This is a genomic window from Massilia sp. 01N417, assembly GCF_056399645.1.
In genome coordinates this window covers 36,381-53,924 of the sequence record NZ_JBFTRS010000021.1, presented here as the reverse complement: position 1 = coordinate 53,924, position 17,544 = coordinate 36,381, and the positions used below count along the sequence as shown (strand labels likewise).

14 protein-coding genes, 1 tRNA gene and 3 pseudogenes are annotated in these 17,544 nt (G+C 54.4%); 6 read left to right on the top strand and 12 right to left on the bottom strand.

Annotation, left to right across the window (positions count from 1 at the left end):
• Positions 1-319: 319 nt before the first annotated feature.
• The 4 genes and pseudogenes from AC1DOQ_RS20750 to AC1DOQ_RS20735 all read left to right on the top strand — a co-directional run.
• Positions 320-1,218, top strand: a pseudogene (locus AC1DOQ_RS20750) (IS3 family transposase); the annotation flags it as partial.
• Between the two features lie 258 nt (positions 1,219-1,476).
• Positions 1,477-2,541, top strand: a pseudogene (locus AC1DOQ_RS20745) (IS110 family RNA-guided transposase); the annotation flags it as partial.
• 17 nt (positions 2,542-2,558) lie between these two features.
• Positions 2,559-2,840, top strand: a pseudogene (locus AC1DOQ_RS20740) (IS3 family transposase); the annotation flags it as partial.
• Between the two features lie 228 nt (positions 2,841-3,068).
• Positions 3,069-3,350 (top strand): tyrosine-type recombinase/integrase, encoded by a 282-nt coding sequence (locus tag AC1DOQ_RS20735; protein ID WP_477368622.1) that lies wholly within the window; start codon positions 3,069-3,071, stop codon positions 3,348-3,350.
• A gap of 8 nt (positions 3,351-3,358) precedes the next feature.
• Here AC1DOQ_RS20735 and AC1DOQ_RS20730 read toward each other — a convergent pair whose 3' ends face one another.
• Both AC1DOQ_RS20730 and AC1DOQ_RS20725 read right to left on the bottom strand, forming a co-directional pair.
• Complete coding sequence (locus tag AC1DOQ_RS20730) at positions 3,359-4,234, bottom strand: restriction endonuclease (RefSeq protein WP_477368619.1); 876 nt, start codon at positions 4,232-4,234, stop codon at positions 3,359-3,361.
• 102 nt (positions 4,235-4,336) lie between these two features.
• A tRNA-Met gene (locus AC1DOQ_RS20725) sits at positions 4,337-4,438 on the bottom strand.
• Between the two features lie 126 nt (positions 4,439-4,564).
• On the opposite strand from AC1DOQ_RS20725, the gene AC1DOQ_RS20720 reads away from it, so the two are divergent.
• Complete coding sequence (locus AC1DOQ_RS20720; RefSeq protein WP_477368616.1) at positions 4,565-5,887, top strand: tyrosine-type recombinase/integrase; 1,323 nt, start codon at positions 4,565-4,567, stop codon at positions 5,885-5,887.
• Between the two features lie 351 nt (positions 5,888-6,238).
• Here the strand turns inward: AC1DOQ_RS20720 and AC1DOQ_RS20715 are convergent, their stop codons facing one another.
• The 5 genes from AC1DOQ_RS20715 to AC1DOQ_RS20695 all read right to left on the bottom strand — a co-directional run bounded on the left by AC1DOQ_RS20715 (position 6,239) and on the right by AC1DOQ_RS20695 (position 9,006).
• Positions 6,239-6,817 carry a GNAT family N-acetyltransferase gene (locus AC1DOQ_RS20715; protein WP_477368613.1) on the bottom strand — a complete coding sequence of 193 codons (579 nt, stop codon included), beginning with the start codon at positions 6,815-6,817 and terminating at the stop codon, positions 6,239-6,241.
• Positions 6,818-7,016: 199 nt separating this feature from the next.
• Positions 7,017-7,253 (bottom strand): hypothetical protein, encoded by a 237-nt coding sequence (locus AC1DOQ_RS20710; protein ID WP_477368611.1) that lies wholly within the window; start codon positions 7,251-7,253, stop codon positions 7,017-7,019.
• Between the two features lie 169 nt (positions 7,254-7,422).
• On the bottom strand, positions 7,423-7,887 hold the full coding sequence (locus AC1DOQ_RS20705) for a protein-export chaperone SecB (protein ID WP_477368608.1): 465 nt from the start codon (positions 7,885-7,887) through the stop codon (positions 7,423-7,425).
• The gene (locus AC1DOQ_RS20700; protein WP_477368605.1) at positions 7,884-8,513 is read right to left on the bottom strand and encodes a type II toxin-antitoxin system MqsA family antitoxin; all 630 of its coding nucleotides are present in this window, start codon (positions 8,511-8,513) and stop codon (positions 7,884-7,886) included. The genes AC1DOQ_RS20705 and AC1DOQ_RS20700 overlap by 4 nt, the downstream gene beginning before the upstream one ends.
• 19 nt (positions 8,514-8,532) lie before the next feature.
• A complete protein-coding gene (locus tag AC1DOQ_RS20695; protein WP_477368602.1) occupies positions 8,533-9,006 on the bottom strand; it encodes a hypothetical protein in 474 nt (157 codons plus the stop codon).
• A gap of 425 nt (positions 9,007-9,431) precedes the next feature.
• On the opposite strand from AC1DOQ_RS20695, the gene AC1DOQ_RS20690 reads away from it, so the two are divergent.
• The gene (locus AC1DOQ_RS20690; protein WP_477368599.1) at positions 9,432-10,586 is read left to right on the top strand and encodes a tyrosine-type recombinase/integrase; all 1,155 of its coding nucleotides are present in this window, start codon (positions 9,432-9,434) and stop codon (positions 10,584-10,586) included.
• A gap of 197 nt (positions 10,587-10,783) precedes the next feature.
• Here AC1DOQ_RS20690 and AC1DOQ_RS20685 read toward each other — a convergent pair whose 3' ends face one another.
• The 5 genes from AC1DOQ_RS20685 to tssK form a co-directional block, all read right to left on the bottom strand.
• Positions 10,784-11,089, bottom strand: a complete 306-nt coding sequence (locus AC1DOQ_RS20685) for a hypothetical protein (protein ID WP_477368596.1) — start codon at positions 11,087-11,089, stop codon at positions 10,784-10,786.
• A gap of 55 nt (positions 11,090-11,144) precedes the next feature.
• Positions 11,145-11,666 carry a helix-turn-helix domain-containing protein gene (locus AC1DOQ_RS20680; protein ID WP_477368593.1) on the bottom strand — a complete coding sequence of 174 codons (522 nt, stop codon included), beginning with the start codon at positions 11,664-11,666 and terminating at the stop codon, positions 11,145-11,147.
• A 231-nt stretch (positions 11,667-11,897) separates the two neighbouring features.
• A complete protein-coding gene (locus AC1DOQ_RS20675; protein WP_477368591.1) occupies positions 11,898-13,184 on the bottom strand; it encodes an McrC family protein in 1,287 nt (428 codons plus the stop codon).
• A complete protein-coding gene (locus AC1DOQ_RS20670) occupies positions 13,181-15,709 on the bottom strand; it encodes an AAA family ATPase (RefSeq protein ID WP_477368588.1) in 2,529 nt (842 codons plus the stop codon). The genes AC1DOQ_RS20675 and AC1DOQ_RS20670 overlap by 4 nt, the downstream gene beginning before the upstream one ends.
• 423 nt (positions 15,710-16,132) lie before the next feature.
• Positions 16,133-17,467, bottom strand: coding sequence for a type VI secretion system baseplate subunit TssK (gene tssK / locus AC1DOQ_RS20665; protein ID WP_477368585.1), 1,335 nt, complete (start codon positions 17,465-17,467; stop codon positions 16,133-16,135).
• Between the last annotated feature and the right edge of the window lie 77 nt (positions 17,468-17,544).

Here is a 17,544-nt window from a genome sequence, read left to right as displayed (position 1 = left end):
TCTGGATAGAGCTCAGCGTAGGCAATTATGGCCGAAGTGCCGTAGCGCCACTCTCGACGGCAGAACGGGTCGTTAGATGTACGCACCTTGATGTCCTTGTACATCGATAGTGGCCAGTTCACACGGGTTGCCATAATCCACAACGTTACCCCTTCCATGAGCGCTAACAGTCCATAGACAATCGAAACCTTCCAGAACACAATCAGTCCAGAGAGTATTTGCAAAAGCGCTAGCGAAGTGCAGGTGTACTGGCGTGCCTGGCCTGCTGCCGATTCCACAGACACCAAGTTAAGGTGGAACATGAAGTCAGGAGGAATCAATGGCAGCAGCAAGAAGGCAGTTCAGTCGCGAGTTCAAACTTGAGGCCGTAAAGTTGGTCGAGGAACGCGGGGTATCGGTACGCCAAGCCGCTCAAGACCTGGATGTGCATGAAAACGTGCTGCGCAAATGGGTGCGCGAATTGCGCGAGCAACCCGAGGAAGCATTTCCAGGCAATGGCAAGATGACGGCTCAGGATGCTGAGATTGCGCGGCTGCGCAAGGAAGTCGCCAAGCTCAAGATGGAGCGCGATCTGTTGAAAAAAGCCGCGGCCTACTTCGCGAAGGAGTCGATTTGAAGTTCGGCTTCATCGCGAAGCACCGAGGAGACTGGCCGGTCAATTTGATGTGCGAGGCGCTCGGTGTCTCGAGGGGCGGTTTCTACGCCTGGCTGACGCGTCTGCCAAGCCATCGCAGCAGACAAGACGAAAAGCTGGGTGTGCAAGTACGGCAAAGCTTCCTGCGCAGTGATCGCACCTATGGAGCGCGGCGAGTGTGGCGCGACGTCCTTGAGCAAGGGCTGTCGTGTGGATTGCACCGTATCGAGCGTTTGATGCGAGACCAGGCATTGCGTGCACGGCCCCGACGCCGAGGTCTGCCCAAGGACCGTGGAGCGCGTAGTGCTGTAGCAGAGCACCTCCTCGATCGGCAGTTCCAGGCTGAAGCGCCAAACCAGAAATGGGTTGCCGACTTTACGTATATCTGGACTGCCGAGGGATGGCTGTACGTCGCCGCCGTTCTGGACCTTTATTCGCGCCGTATTGTTGGCTGGTCGATGCAAGACAGCATGACTTCGCAACTTGTTGTCGATGCGCTGATGATGGGTGTCTGGCGTCGCGGCAAGCCAACTGCGTTGCTCCACCATTCGGACAGTAAGAATGTCTGTACCAGCCATTCCTGGACGAGCTGATCCTCGTAGCATAGATCGGCCAGCGAAGACCTGGTGCCGTGCAGCGTTCTGGGCAACCTGACCCGCATTCTGATCGACAGAGTAATGTCTTCCCCTGGACCTGTCGGTTGCCCAGCAACGTTTTGCGGCGAGGTTTCGCCTCGTCGATACATGTGACCCAAGAAGGGCCTGACGCTCTGTCGCTTTACTGTCTTGTCCAGGTATTCGTAGTGGCGGAATCGCTAACTTTACCTAAAGGAGCGGCAGGCCATGGATGAGCAACGGGTTGTAGTCGGTGGTGTGGATACCCACAAGGACCTGCATTTCGCAGCGGTGGTGGATGAGCAGGATCACGTTCTGGGCAACGAATACTTTCCAAGCACGCGTCATGGGTACAAGCAGATGTTGGCTTGGCTGCGTTCGTTTGGCGAGCTTGCGCGAATCGGTGTGGAGTGCACTGGGACCTATGGGGCCGGGCTGCTTCGCTACCTTCAACAAGCTGGCGTGACCGTGCTGGAAGTGACTGCGCCGGATAAACATGATCGCCGCAAGCGAGGCAAAAACGATACGATCGACGCCGAAAATGCCGCCCATGCGGCGTTGGCCGAGGTCCGGACCGTCACACCCAAAACGCGTGATGGCATGGTCGAGTCGCTACGTGTACTGAAGGCCTGCCGCAAGACTGCAATCGCTGCGCGCCGTGTCGCTTTGCAGCTCATCCAAAATAGCATCATCAGTGCGCCAGACGAGCTGCGAGAATCGCTGCGTACACTCACCCGTATGCAGCTTATTTGGACGCTGGCAGCCTGGCGCCCCGACCTGTCTGATTACCGAAACCTGACCTCGGCTTATCGCATCGCGCTCAAGTCGTTGGGCCGACGCTATCTGGAGTTGCAAGACGAGATCGCTGACCTGGATACCATGATCGCCGCACTTGTCGATGAACTTGCTCCAGAACTCATCGAGCAAAACTCTATTAAGTATGAATCGGCATCGCAGCTGTTACTGACGGCTGGCGATAACAGCGGAAGAATGCAGTCTGAATCCAGTTTCGCTGCCCTATGCGGCGTTAGCCCAGTACCCGCTTCCTCAGGAAAGGTATCGAGGCATCGCTTGAACCGCGGCGGCGACCGGGCCGCAAACAGCGCACTGCACATTATTGCCATCGGTCGCCTGCGAACCGACGCGCGTACCCAGGCATACGTGGCTAAGCGGCTCAATGAAGGGCATTCGAAGCTCGAAGCCATCCGCTGCCTCAAGCGCTATATAGCCCGGGAAGTCTTCTACATCATTCAGCGGCGACAACGCGAGATAAACGCCATCAAAATCACCGCTTGGCATAGAAGGGCGTCGAAGGCAGCCAATACACCAGCGAGCACTTCCAGCAACTGCTCAAGGAACAGGGCATTACCTGCAGCATGAGCCGGGCTGGCAAAGTCTGGGACAACTCGGCAATGGAAAGCTTTTTCAGCTCACTCAAGACCGAACGAACGGCAAGAAAGGTGTACCGTACCCGCGCCCAGGCCCGCTCAGACGTGTTCGACTACATCGAACGCTACTACAATCCTACGCGGCGTCATTCGACGCTGGGATACGTCAGTCCAGTACAGTTTGAAGAAGCTAAAAAAGCTTAAAGCGGTGTCATCCGAATCGGCAGCAGGCCAAAGGTCGGGTCCTGTTTAGCAAAAGCTGCGATGAATGACCACGTTGTTGTCGATTTGTCTGAGCCTGTTGGCAATGGAAGGGCTCGTATCGATACTTGACCCTTGCCTTGCTTGCCATACTCAACCGTCGCCCATGCCTCCCTGAAGACGGCTTGATCGATCAACTGGTCTGTGACTGTCGGGATCCTGGCGCGAAACGTGGCCGAGAAGGTTACAAGCCTGCGATTGATCCCGAAGAGCTACAGCCAGTTCCGCAACGCTTTTGACCGCGCACGCACGAAAGCAGCCGAGCAGCATCCTGAGCTGGCGGCCGAGATTAAGGAATTTCAGTTCCGCGACCTACGTGCGAAAGCCGGTACGGATAAGGAAGAGCAGCAAGGCATGGAAGCGGCCCAGAGCCAACTGGGTCACGCGTCGGCTACGATGACCAGGCAGTATGTCCGCCACCGGAAGGGTAAGCTAGTAAAACCGACGAAATAGTGGATTAATTAGGATAGTTTCGGAGTGTGTATATATTCAACACTTTGAGTATTGAAGTCTTTCAAAATTGCCTCAACTAGATTTTCCCCATGAGAAATAATCTCTTGGCTTATCGACTCTACATAGAACGTACACTCGAGTGCGGCAACACGAACTAATTCCTCAGTTGGTTGCCCCTCATCCATAAGCATGTATGCATCTTTAAGCTCGATACGTTGTGTATATGGGCCACCGTCATCTTTGTCCAGTACTTCCAACTGTTGTGGAATGTACCACCGAAATTCGTCACTGATCGGGAGACGGTCTTTATCTAGCAAACATGCGTCTGGCCTATAAGCTAGTCGGCCCAGACCTCTTGCTTGAAGCGCTACCATTCGGTCTGCCTGTTCTTCGCTAGAAGGCGCAAGCTGAACTTGTACGACCAACGGCTTTTCCTCTGTACTCACTGCAGTTTTTGCAGTGATATTCAGATGAATATCTTTAATTCGCCCCTTCCAATCCTCTTCCGTCGGCTTGCGTAGAAGTTTCAACTCAATACCGTAGTGCTTGCCAAACTCGACTGTTCCTGACTGAAAACCGGTTTTGGTTACCATAATGCCCCGGGCATTTCCGATATCGTGGCACACTGCGAAAAAATTGCGCACTTTCTCAAGAGTTAAAGGCGTCGCGTAGTTTTTGCATTCAATCAAAACCAAGTGCTCTAACCCTGCCTGCCTGAAGCGCCACAACACATCAACTTGATGCGCAACACCAGATCTACCTTTGACATCAACGTTATGCTCCACATTGACGTTGATAATGCCCTCACGCCTCAAAATGGCTTGGTATACGGTTTGCGTCAGCTGCTCATACTGCGTGGCCTGAGCGCGCATTTCTGCGTCCATGGAAACACCTCGAGGTAAGCTTGTGGAAGAGAATTTGCGGAACTCGCCATTTTTTGCAGAACTACAAAGTTCGCAAAAAATGGCATAAGTCCTTGATTATATTGGTAGGCCTCCCCGGAGTCGAACCGGGCACCAACGGATTATGAGTCCGCAAAAATGGGTATTCAGGCGCGTTGATCAATGTTGAAGAATTCTACAAAACCCTTAAAAATCATCGTGTTATGATTTTCTCGCTCGTTCTTGGTGTTGATGAGAGTTCATTGATATACTCGAAATTCACTTACACGGCCGTTACATGGGGCTCATCAGCGGACAAGGACACAGCAACGAATGTCGAGAGTAAAACTGACAGCAGGCCGCATCGAGGCCTTTAGGTGCGAGGACGGGAAATCGCAGTCGTTCCTGTGGCACGCGACGGTGCATCAGCTAGCGTTGCGGGTCACCAGCACCGGAGCCAAAGCATTCATCTTTCAATCGACCTTGGCCGGCAAGACAATTCGCATCACCATCGGTTCGCCCCAGGCTTGGACGATCGAACAGGCCGAGAGCGAGGCCAGGAGGCTGCAAACCATCGTCGACAGCGGTAAGGATCCGCGCCAAGTCAAGCAAGACGAAATCGAGGCCATGAAGGCGGCTGCAGCCGAGAAGGCTGCCGCTGAACTGGCAGCGAAACACGCGGCGGCGCGAGACGCCCTCACTTTGAAAACAGTGTGGGAAACGTATGTTGCGGACCGAGCGCCGCACTGGGGCGAGCGCCACCACGCTGACCACTTCAAACTCATTAAGGAAGGTGGGGAACCGCGGACACGTAGCAAGAAGAAGGTGACGGAACCAGGACCACTTGCTGCCCTCGCAGATGTGCGCCTTGTCGATCTCGTACCAGAACGAATCGAAGCATGGGCAAAGGTAGAGGCGGCTAAAAGGCCGACAAGTGCGAGACTTGCGCACCGAATGCTCAAGGCGTTTCTCAACTGGTGTATGGAGCATCCTGTCTACGGCAGCGCCGTTACCACTAATGCTGCGCGCAGCAAGAGGGCTCGGGAGGTCTTGGGCAAGCCTGGCGTCAAACGTGACTCGCTACAGCGGGAACAGCTTGCTGCATGGTTTGCCGCGGTTCGAAGCCTTGGCAATCCTGTGATGGCGGCTTATCTGCAGACGCTGCTTCTCACCGGGGCACGGCCAGGCGAAATCATGGCGCTTCGTTGGGAGGACCTGAACCTTCGATGGAAGGGGCTTACGATCAGGGACAAGGTAGAGGGCGAGCGCGAGATTCCGCTGACTCCGTACGTAGCAACGCTTCTTGCTGCCCTACCCCGCCGTAATGAATGGGTGTTCTCAAGTACGAAAAGGGGGCATATCACCAGTCCGAACTATCAACTCAACTCTGTGTGTGCTGTCGCTGGCATTGAGGGGATGACATTGCATGGGTTGAGGCGGTCGTTCAAGTCATTATCGGAATGGCTCGACCTGCCTGCTGGCGTGATCGCACAAATTCAAGGGCATAAGCCAAGTGCTACCGTTGAGAAACACTATACGAATCGGCCGTTGGATCTGCTGCGAATTCATCATGAGAAGCTGGAAGCATGGATTCTCGAGCAAGCGGACGTCGACTTAACATTGGGAGCCCGAAAACTCCACGCAATCGCTGCTTGATAACGGCAATCTCTTTGCAATTCAATTGCCGTCCTTGATAGAATCCGGATTCACACGACCCATGATTAGTGAGAGCACTTTGAAATCGTCTAGTATGATGCCGAGGGGTATTGGATTCGTACAAGGCGGGGGTTTTTAGGGGAAAAATTTTTACGGTACTCGACAACGCAATCAGCAAACCGGCTACTCTTCCGGCGGCAACCGGGGCAACAATTTCGCAAGAGGCGGATAAACTCATGCAGGATCAGTTCTGTACTTACTGTCCCGCACTGTATTAACCAAAGACACTGACGATCTTCTTTATATGTAATCGGGTTATTTTAGTTCCCAGATTAATCCACGACGACCAATTCACTTCCGCTCGCGACGCATCCTATTAGAAACGAATTCTTCTGCTTGGCGCACTGCAAGTGCACTCTGCTGATTAAATTTTACATACCCGGCTTGCGATTTTTTTCCAAGTATCGCCGATATCCTCTGCTTTGCTTGCCTTAATTCAGGATAAGTCATCATCTCAGCAGTGTCTAAACTAACCATCTTTCCATTAAGTGGGCCTGTTGCCATTGCAATGTGACATTCTTGGGTATGTGCAACAGCGAAACCGAACTTCTCATAAAGAGTTACTAGATGAGGCGGACAATCAAGCCCAACGATAGGATACTGGCTCAGCAATTCCTTCATCATCATTTTCAAGATGCCTTGCCCTCGATAGCCCTTCTCGACAACCATATAGCCAATGGACGCAGACGTGAGGGCGGGTGAGCGTGGCTTGTAAGTAACAAAGCCTGCAAGTTTAGGAGGGGTGAACGCATCATCAAGCACAAAGATACCTTCCCCCTTATACGACACTCCGCTTTCTACGTATGGCTTTTCGATCAAGTCAAAATCGTTCTTGAGTCTTGTAGATACTTCCGCTTCGGCGAGTGGCATAAAAGGATCGCCTTCAACCAGGTGAAATGCCGACAGGTCTTTGGCGTTATCAATCGCATCCTCAACGCCGCTCTTTGCAAATCCTCAGGAATCCTGCTAATTAGACGAAGAACCTTCATTTCTTTCTCTCATTCGTTATTTATGACAGTTGCAAGAGATATGTTGAGTAACAATGGGTGGCCAGGAAGCTTAAATAGCCTTAGTCTTCCAAATCATCTGGATCATCAATAGGGTGCGAACCGTTTAGGTCTTCTTCATCACCATCATCATCATCGCCACCTTCAAGTTGACGTTGCAAGTCGCGTTCTTCCCGCTGCTCTATTGCACGATAGTGTTCAGCCATCTCAACTTCTTCGGCTTCGTCAGCTATGCGTTGGTTGCACTCACCGCAATCCGGGTCATAGCAGTCACATGGCTCTTCTTCACGGTCGGTCATTGTTTCCTCGATCAAACTGTTATTTAAGTGCTAGTAACCGGCCGGTAATGACGCGCTTGAAGCGGATTTCCTTAGCCCAACCAAGCCACTTAGCTAGATTTTCGCTACGACACCAACATCTTAAAAAATTTAATTTCTAAAGGTCGGCGATTCCAATAAACACCTTTCTTTAGCTTTCTTCCGATTTGCGCTCGGTTTGTTGCTGAATCTTTTTCTGATGACTCTCGAATTCACCAACAAAACTAGCAGTTGGAAGCATGAGAGCACCGTGTGCTGATCGAGATGTCGTCATCGACACCATTTCACGAATTGCTCCATACACTAAAGACGAACCGCTTTCGAAGACGAATTTTTCACGTTTATCTTCAGGAACTTTTTCGCTTATCGTGAACAACCCTACAGCTTTAACTTCGATCAAGTATGGACAGGGTTTTTCCTCGCTTCCTTTTGTGGCGAAGTCCATACCCACCCACCACGATAATCCGTCATCTTTTTGCGGGCCATGCCTAAGTCCCCAGTGCATAGGTGCACCATCAAAGTCATATTCTTTGGAATTTTCGTTGTAGTCGGGATCGATCTCTACACGAATTCCAAGAAATGTCAGGTCACGTAAAGTGAGAGCACTTGGTTTCATGCCGCAATTTCCTCTTCAAGCGCCCATTCGGACGAATTTTTCCTTTTATCATGATCATTTGCCGCATATGCTTTAAAAATTCCGTCATTTGCGCACAAAGATGAATTTGAGTGCCATTCCTTGGCGGACTCTTCCAAGGCTGCCCAGGCTTCCGCAACTGCCATAAATTTTTCGTTCTCGGCCTCGTTAACTCGTTTTACAACTTTTACGGGAAGCTGAACATTGCTTTCTTTAGCTAGCAATATAATATTTTTAGGCTCGGCCAAACATAGCCGCAGGAGACGATCCATTGATACTGTATGAGCTATTTCATCAGCCTCATATTTTGCAAACGCACTTTGCCCGCCCCCAAACAATTCAGCGGCCAACTTCTGGGTCATACCAAAAGAATCTAAGAAATCACGAATTTGATCACCCAACAGTAATCCATCGTGCTTATTCTTTTCTCTTTGCTTGTTTCTTATATTTTCTCTAATTATTTTTGGCGACTGCAGCGCAGTACCACAAGCATCACAATATTCCTCTATATAATCAGAAGATAACGTAACGCCCTGATACTCAAATTCCGCCGGCCAGGTCTCGCGCACGATATTGCCTTCGCAGCAAACGGGGCAGTTGGCACTCATGATTCACTCCTGGTTAAGACTATAAATGTACAGATACAAAAAGAACTACAGAGCCATCAAGACTCTTACACATCTTTAAATAATAATTAGCTATTCCACAGTAGCCAGTTTTTGGATTTTCGTAATCCAACGTGATTGAGTATGCATCGCAAGGAATCCATGCTCCCACTCCGCGAGGTTTCCCGTTGCGATCTTTCGATGGACTGGTCTTACACCACCAAGAGCCCTTGAATACACCTTTTACAGCAAGTTGCGCTAGCACGTCGTTCAAGTCAAAACCATTTTCGACCAGATTTTCGTAATCTCGCACTGCCCTATTCGTTACCATCTTTACATTCTCATCATCATCCGATGATGCTATTTCGACAAGTTCGTGCAGCTTCCACAGTGCTTCCTCCCCAATTTTGCGATCGCTCCCATCTGGGTCGGTGCACAAAGGTGGGTGACAAATGTCAGGCAAGACCGTGAGATAAGGATTGGTAGAGTTCACCATGATGGTAAGTTTTGCGGCCGGAGGGGTATTATTTACCATCAAGGTAAGTCGCGCAACAAGTTTCGAAGTGTGCTCTGGCCTAACGCATCAGTCTGCTGGTTCTTAGGTACGGTTAAGTACGCACGTAGCAAGGTCGATCCGTGATGTGCTATACGCAATGGCCACATACCTAGTCGTACTTCGCAGCATCTCAAGCGTCTCCTCCTTCTAGAGTAGGGAGGGCTCACTGCATTGTTTGGTAGTCGGCTACCCTAATAGGCTAGTTGTCCATTACTACTCGCGAATTTCTTACTATTGATAAAAAGCGTTATCGCTAGTACCGCCGAGCTCAAGGTGAGGGAAGCTGTAAGGCTCGAGCGCCGAGCAGCGGACCGAGGTGGCGGTCAGGAAAACCTGCTGTTGCAGGCTACGGTTTTGGCGACATAATGTGGCGTCGATTCCCAAAGCAGAGTGTCTCGACAAACAAAAGCCACCTAGCCCACGCAAGGCCTCCTGGAGTATTTCAGCGGCCAGAGAACGAAGGTGCACCTGCTCGGCCACACCTGCCTGGCGGCGCCATCCTCGCTCGCCTCGAACGGCGTGTTGAAATTTTTGATGAAGGTGTTCAATTGCCATCGAAGCTACCACTGACTGCACCCCAGGCTGCCCCATCCGGCAGCCTAACACCCGTCCAGTTCCTGCATTTGGTCGACGTGCCGCCAGCGGTTGCCTGGTTCGCCAACATCGACAACCCTCGCACGCGTCGTGCGTATGAAAGCGACCTACGCGAGTTCATGCTCTTTACCGGCATTGAGGAATCGACGCAGTTCCGCAAGGTCAGCCGAGGCCATGTATTGGCTTGGCGTCACGACCTTGAGCGGCGCATCTTGAGTGGTGCGACTATTCGTCGCAAGCTTGCCGCGCTGTCGTCGCTGTTCGACTACCTGTGCGAATCCAATGCGGTGACCGGCAATCCGGTCGAGGGGGTAAAACGCCCCAGGATGGAAAGCGGGCAAGGCAAGACGCCAGCGATTGGCGACCACCAAGCACGCGCGCTGTTGAATGTGGCCGATGTCTCTACTCTGCACGGTCGGCGCGATCGCGCGATTCTCGCCACCCTGCTGTATCACGGCCTTCGTCGTGCCGAGCTGTGCGCACTGCGCGTGGCCGACATCCAGGAGCGTCGCGGAGTCAAGCACCTGCAGGTACGGGGCAAGGGTAGCAAGATACGATACGTGCCGCTGCACCCAGCTGCGGCCGGGGCGATCGCGACATACCTCGAGGCGGCGAGCCATAGCGATGACCCAAGCAGTGCGCTGTTCCGTTCAATCAGCAACAACTCACGAGGCCGCACTGCGTCGATCACGCCCGACGGCGTCTATAAGATGCTGGCCAGTTACGCCAAGAGGCTCCAGATCGACGTCGCGGGTTTCGGGCCGCATGCACTTCGCGCGACCGCTGCTACCAACGCACTTGACAACGGTGCCGATATTGCAAAGGTCCAAGAATGGCTGGGCCATGCAAACATCGCGACTACACGCATTTATGACCGCCGCCAGAGCCGTCCCGAGGATAGTCCCACATTTAAGGTCACATACTAAAAGCTGCTAACGCAACTAGACGAAGAGTCGTTGTCGGGGGGGGTAAGATCGAATATAGCAGGCTGCCAGGGTTGGACGAGCCCGCATGTAGAGTTGCTATAGACGTGACACCGTCGGGCAAGACCGTTCTCGTCGAGACGAAGGTGTACAGCAGTCTGGAAGCGCAACGCACACCCATCGAGCAGATCCTCGACTATTCAGTTCGCAAGCCACTTTTCGTTAAATCGTTCTCTGAAATCTTCAACAATATCTTCAAATCTTTTGAAGCCCTCTTCGCGCATTTTCTTTGCGAAGCTAATGCTTTGCTCCGTTCCACTAACTGCAGACCAGTAGAAGTGGACGATGCCTTTGGCATCACGTTGGTTCATGCGCATGATCGTCTGCCGAATCCCGCTTTTGAGGGAGTTGGATGCGTTAGGGGACGTAAGTATCGGGTCAAAAACCTGCTCGTGAAGAAACCGAAGTACTTCCGCTTTTTTTACACTATTTGTTGGATCGAGCATAATTTTTCTCTGTACGTAAGAGCGCGCCTCTCCGAAAATGCGCACCGTTCATGCACTACCCTTTGATCAGGATCTCGATCTGAGTTGCATCGATACCGAACATCAGTGACAGCCCCTGCTTGGCCTCTGCAATGGTCAACGGACGTATTGCAACGGCTTTATCGGCGACTAACCCGCTAGGGGTTTGAGGCTGCGTAGCGGCGTCATCTTCGGCTGACAATGTGTTCGGAGCCCACAGTGCCTCATCAGGGGCAGCTATTGGCCCGCTTCCGAACAGCCCCTCGTTTTGCAACTCCAGAACATTCGTAAAATCTCGCTCGAGATCAGTTGGGATTTCGTACCCAAGGGCACGATTGAGTGCAAGCCACGTGGTCTCCGGTCGCGGGCGCGCAAACTCACCACAGTCCGGCTCTTCGTAGCGTCGGGGCATCACCCCGTGGATTCCAGCGGCTCTCGCCAACGCTGCTCGGCTCATACCCAGCAACTCCCGTCGCGCTCTCAGAGCCGCAGGAAATTCGGGCGAATACGGATGAGGCAACATGTTCTTCGAGGATGGATGTACAACGTAGTTCGACATATTTCACCTTACAGGGTAAGTAGGGGGCAGGACGTAACTCACATGTCACTTAATATAACTTATAAATCATCAATCAGCAACAAAAAGTTGGATTAAGTGATACTCGTAGCCTTACCTACCTTCTAATCCTCAGGGAACATCGATACAAAAGTTCTATAAAAGTTGTATTGGTGTAGTTGCTCACTTCACCTCGACGCACGCGGCTGCTCGCTCACGAATGCTGCTAGCCTTCTAGTGGCACAAGCCAGCTTCAACCCTCATCAGCTCGAACGGCCATTTCAATAGCCCAGCGTCAAGATCAAAAGGTGCAACCCACAATTTGAGATGAGAAGAAAAATCGAACCTCGGCAACACATCGTCAAACCCGACCGTCTTCGGAAAAATTAGCACCATGTTCCCGATGCCATTCAGATACTTATGGCCATAGGCAAACATTTGATAAAAATCACTCTGGCTCAGGCCATACTTGCTGGCCTTTTCTGAGGTGGCTAGCAGCTTCCACTTCGCGTCCATCACAAGTACGTTCTTGCCCTCGTCAAGCACAAGAAAATCCGGGCGCAGCTGAAACATGTCGATGCCATCGTGCACGCACAGCGATTCGCTGCGCGCCTGGGCTTTCAGCCGGTAGGCCCGCGGCAGCTGCCTGGAAAGCCGCACCTCCACATAGCGTTCGAACAGCTTCTCCATCGGGAACAGCAGGCTGATGCCATTGACCGCGCCGCGTACCGCCAGCGGCATGTGCTCACCCAGAACCAGCTCGCACCACGGTCGGACCGCCGTATAGTGCGCCATCAGGCGATCCGTACGCCACGCCCGGAAATCGGCCCATGTGTCGACGCTGTGCGGCATGTCGGCGAACAGGCCGGCCAGTTCGTGCGCTAGCCGCCAGGTGTCCGGCTGGGCGGTGGTCTGGCATACGCGCATCAGCGCCGATTTGAGCAGGCGGTTCTCCGGCCTGTCGGGCAGGAACAGGTCATGCCGGATGTTGAACATATGCCTCCGCCCGGGAGGCTGGCGCATCTGCCTGACGACATCCAGCCGGCCGCGCAGGTAACGCGCCTCTTCTTGCACCCGCTGGTAATCGAAACGCAACCCACGCTTGACCAGATCGTCGAGCGAAGACACGAAGCGCCGCATGACCCACTCCAGCAGCGGATGGCGAAACATCGCGATGTCGGCCACCTCCGCAGTGCGCACCGGCAGATCGAGCGCTTCCGCGAGCATCCTGACCAGCAGCGCACGAGCCCCGCCTGCCGTCGCCTCATCGGCGATCGGCGTATGTTTGGGCAGGATTTCCAGCAGGGTGCCGCAGGGCGTCTGTATCACACCCACATGGCTGTCGAGGCGCAGCCAGCGCCGGTTTTCCAAGTGCAGCAAGGACGCGCCTGAGCGGCTGAAGCCGGCCGCCAGATTGCACAGCCATTCGAACGCCGAGGACGTGACGGTGGCCTGGTCGAGCGAAGCGGGGACATCGTCCGTGGTCAGCCGTGCGTATTCGCGCACGACCACCGTCTTCACGCCGCGTCTCCGATAATGCCGAGATAGCTGTCGATCCTGTCGAAGGCCTTGTGATTGATACGCCAGCGCTTGTCGGCATCTCTCAGGTTGGCCGCCGCCCCCGCGCCGAACAGCTTGGTCAGGTCGTCCGAAGCCTTCACGACGAAGGCCAGATCGGAGTTCTTCTTTGCCTGGTCGTTCAGGACCCAAGCGATACGCTCCCAGTCCTCGAAAAAATACTCCTGCAGCAAAGGCAGGATCTGCTGCCTGAAAATGAAGGAAAGTTCGGCCAGAGACGGATTCGTTTTCTCGCGCAGAGGCATGAAGTAGGCATGTCCGAGGCAGTGGTCACGGTCCAGCAAGACCTTGATCCGTTCGTTCATCACGCGCAGCATGACACCGATGTTCACGCCCTCGACTTCGGTCTTCATCAGCAGTTCTGGATCCGGAGCCATTTCCCTGAACGTGAAGCGCCGGCGCAGTGCGATGTCCAGTCCGGCCAGAGAACGGTCGGCGGTGTTCATGGTGCCGATCAGATAGACGTTGTCCGGCACGCTGAACGGCTTTTTCGAATACGGCAGCACGACGGTCAGTGCATCCGGCTTTCCCATTCGCTTGCTTGGTTCGATCAGCGTGATGAGTTCTCCGAAGATGCGCGAAATATTGCCGCGGTTGATTTCGTCGATGATCAGCACATGCGGTTTGCGCTCATCCTTGGCCTCGGCCTGCTGAATCGGCTTTGCGCTCGACTGCTCCAGATAGGACAGCAAATCGCCCCAGGTGATGCGGTCGAGCGGGTACACCGTCTTCTGCGTCAGCTGCTTGTTGTCGTTCAGCGGCAGAATCGACAGCGCAAGGTTGCGGTACAGCCAGGTCACGGGACGAACGTGCTGGTAGTCGTCACGAATGCCCCGCGGCGCCTCGTCGTCGTAGCGGTAGTCTCCGGTCACCACCCCCACCGCACAGAATTGTTCCGCAGTGTGCAGCACAAGCAGGATGTCCCCAGGCACGATCTCGTTGGCGAAGTAGGCGAGTGTTCCCTGCTCTCCCGTGCCAAGCCCCTTGTGATAGGCGTTTTTCTCGCCGGACTTCAGGTCGCCCGTGCGGCCCCAGCCGATGCGCGCTTCCTGGTGATTGAGACAGTAGGTTTTCTCGGGGCTAGACCCGCTGCCGTTTATCGAGATCTTCCAGATGCGCGGATTGCTGCGAATTCCCACTCCAGCCTGTACGCCCTGCGTGCGGGCACCATCGCAGACGCGTTTGAAGACGCCCGGCTCGATCACATATTCGACCTGTTTGTCGTCGTTGACCGTCGCCCGCAGACCCTCGACGAAATCCTCGTAACTGAAGCTCTGGTGGAAAGTAACGAAGTGGACCTGTTCTGATGCGTTCAGGGCGTCGAAACGCTCCTTCAGCACGACTGGCGCCGACTCGTGCGCCGCGAGAAATGCCGGGTCCAAAATGCGCAGCGTTTCGCGAATGGTCGCGTGGGTCTTACCCGTGCCCGGCGGCCCGTACAGAATCTGATTCAGTGGAATTTGTACGTCTTCGAAGGAAGATTGGGAACTCATGATGTCATTTGTAGGCGATTCGGGAGTGTCATAGGCGTCGAACAGGGCAAGCAGCGCGGCACGGGTCGGCACCGTCAAGTAGACTGCCGGCCGTCCCCGCGCGAGACGCGGCGCGTTAGCGTCCAGATTAGTGTTGCGAGACTCGTCGGCGGCATATTGCTCGATGTCCTTCAGCTGCGACTTGACTGTATCCAGCCAGGTGCCAGGTTCTAGCCACAATCTGGCCGACTTGTTATCGAGCGCGAGCGCCACATTGCGCCCTTCACTCGTCATGAAACCTGCGATTTTATCGGTCCGGTTCTTGATCGGCTGGAACCTCTCTGGACTTTCCTGCAGATACGCCAACGCGTCTTCCATCCGCAGACTCATCGCCGCCAGCGTTGCCCCTGCGGTATCCCAAACTTCGGCGCCGAACTGGAACAGATCGGTATCGCCTCGCCGCGCCATCGTAGCCTTCTGCAAGTCCGCTATATTGCGTTTCGAGGTCCGCTCAAGATACGCCGCAAGGTGGTCGCCGCTGTACACCGGCAGTACGATCGGGGCGGACCGATCCTGGTACAGGAAGGCGAGCTTCCATTTGATCGTCGCGCCCAGATCGGTCCGCTGGACGGCTTCCAGGTCGCCAGCGCGGGCGGCCCGCGCTACCTCGCAGACCAGCTCGCGCACACGCTCGAACGCCTCTTCTGCGGTGCTGCCATATTTCGCATACCAACCGTACTTGGTCGAATACGCTCTTCCCGCGCCACCAGGCTTGTCGCTCTGGTCCTTGCGCGAATAAACTCCGAATTTAAAGGCGGAGCCGCCCCAGACGGAACCAAGTTGTTCGGTCTTTTGCTCAAGCCAGCCGTACGTAAAACAATCGGCATCCCCCGCCCTGCTGTACTCCTCTAGGGTCATCTCGGCCAGTTTTTCGAGAGGCCAGCGTTTTAGAAAACTGTCCCAAATTGCATTGGCTTCCAAACTTGAAATCGTCATGTCAGGGATAATGTTGAGTTGATATATTTGATGCCCGACGTGCGTTTCGCCAGCGAAGGCAACAGAAGCGCCCCGCGCGGTCTCCTAGGTCAGGTTGCTGAGGCGATCTGGTGCTTGAGTGACGCTCGCATGGTGAAACGCCAGCTCTCGGTCGCTACGGCGAGAAGGGAGGTGCTCGAAGCGGGATGATGCTTGGTAAGAGATATCGTCCATCGGCCAATATTAAGAAAGTGGTGGCCAATGCAGGCCGATTAGATTATGTCAGTTGCTCCACTTGCGTCGCCGGACGCGCTGATGCCGGTCCAGGCCGTGCTTCCTACATACGTGCCAAGTAAAAGATGATTCCTAGATAATAATCGGAAGCGATATCAATTAGCAACGTTCAATAACACTCGAGAAATGACAGTACCGAACCCGTTGAACTCACTGCGTGAACGCGATCAGCTCCATTTTCAGCTCACGCATCCCGTCCGGCGCATAGATCGCAATCGCCTGCGTTTTCAGCGCATTCTCGTAGAGCCCATTCTTGGTCGACAGCAGGAAATAATAGGTGTCTGGACGAATAGGCACCGCCGCCGGCACCTGCGGCATGTGCGTCAGCGTAATGCCGGGGAGTGCCGATGCCACAATGCGTTCGATATCGTCGGGCGATCCGATCTTGACCCGGACCGGTACAGCAGCCACCAGCTCGAGTGGAGGCATGTCCGCACTCACGGCAAGGCAAAGCTGCGTTTCCTGGGTAATTTTCGAAGAATCGAGCGTACCCTTGAAGTGGGTACGGCGACTGTCCTCGGCTATGAGCGGAATGGTGAAGTACTTAGCCGAAATGACGGTATCGACCAGGTCCCGGATCACGGCATCGAGCTGTGCAAACGTGACGCCGGGATCGGCGTGGACGTAGGCGGGCAGATCCGGCGTTGTGTACCTGTCCGAAAAGGTCATCAATCCGCCTGCCAGTGCGAGGAGCTTCTCATACAGGTCCTCGGGATGCTGCACCCGGGAACGCGCGCAGTGCTGCAGGGACGCGTTCGCCGTGCTGATAATGTTGAGCATCCACCAAGACGTGATATCGCCGGCATGGACCTCGAAGGTGGACGCCTTTGTCTTCCGGTGCGAGTTATGCAGCGACACGATTTTTGCCGATAGCGCGCTCATCAGCCCGTCAAGCAACTGCTGGAGCGGACGAGCAGCGCTGATCGCCACGCATGGCGGGACGAATGTCGGATCCGCCTCGAAACCACCGCGCGGGTCGCGATGGATGCGCAGCACCGGAAAGCTGACATGGCCATCTCGCGGCTCAACGTGGGTAATCAGCCGGAGCCGCTTCTTCAGGAACGGCACATCGATCGGAACCGCGTCACTGAACAGGTCGGACGTTTCCGCCTCCGCCAACGCATAACGGCCGCCCTCCTCCGCATTGGCGCCATGCGGCCGGATGGTCGGGAGCGCGGCGTAAATGGTGAAGGTGTTGATCTCCTGCGGCAGCTGGGTCAAGTCGACCGAAAGCGGCAACAGGTCTGTTGCAGGCGCATCGTAGACTGCGCCATCCTGGAAGATCAGCGACATCGCTTGCGCTTCGAGCAGATTATGGCCGAGCCCATCCATATTCCATTGCAGCCGGCGGACACCCCAGAAGTTGGGATTCAGCGCAGACGCCATCCCGAGCAGTCGTGTCTCGTGGTACAGGTCCTGCCGCTGGAAATGCTGGGGTCCCAGCGTCAGTCCCTCGGACCACAAGATTTTTGCTCCCATGCTCATCGGTCTCTCCTGATGCAGATTCGCATTGTTCAGATGCCACAAAGCATGGCCGGCATTGCGTAAAAATTGTTGATCTG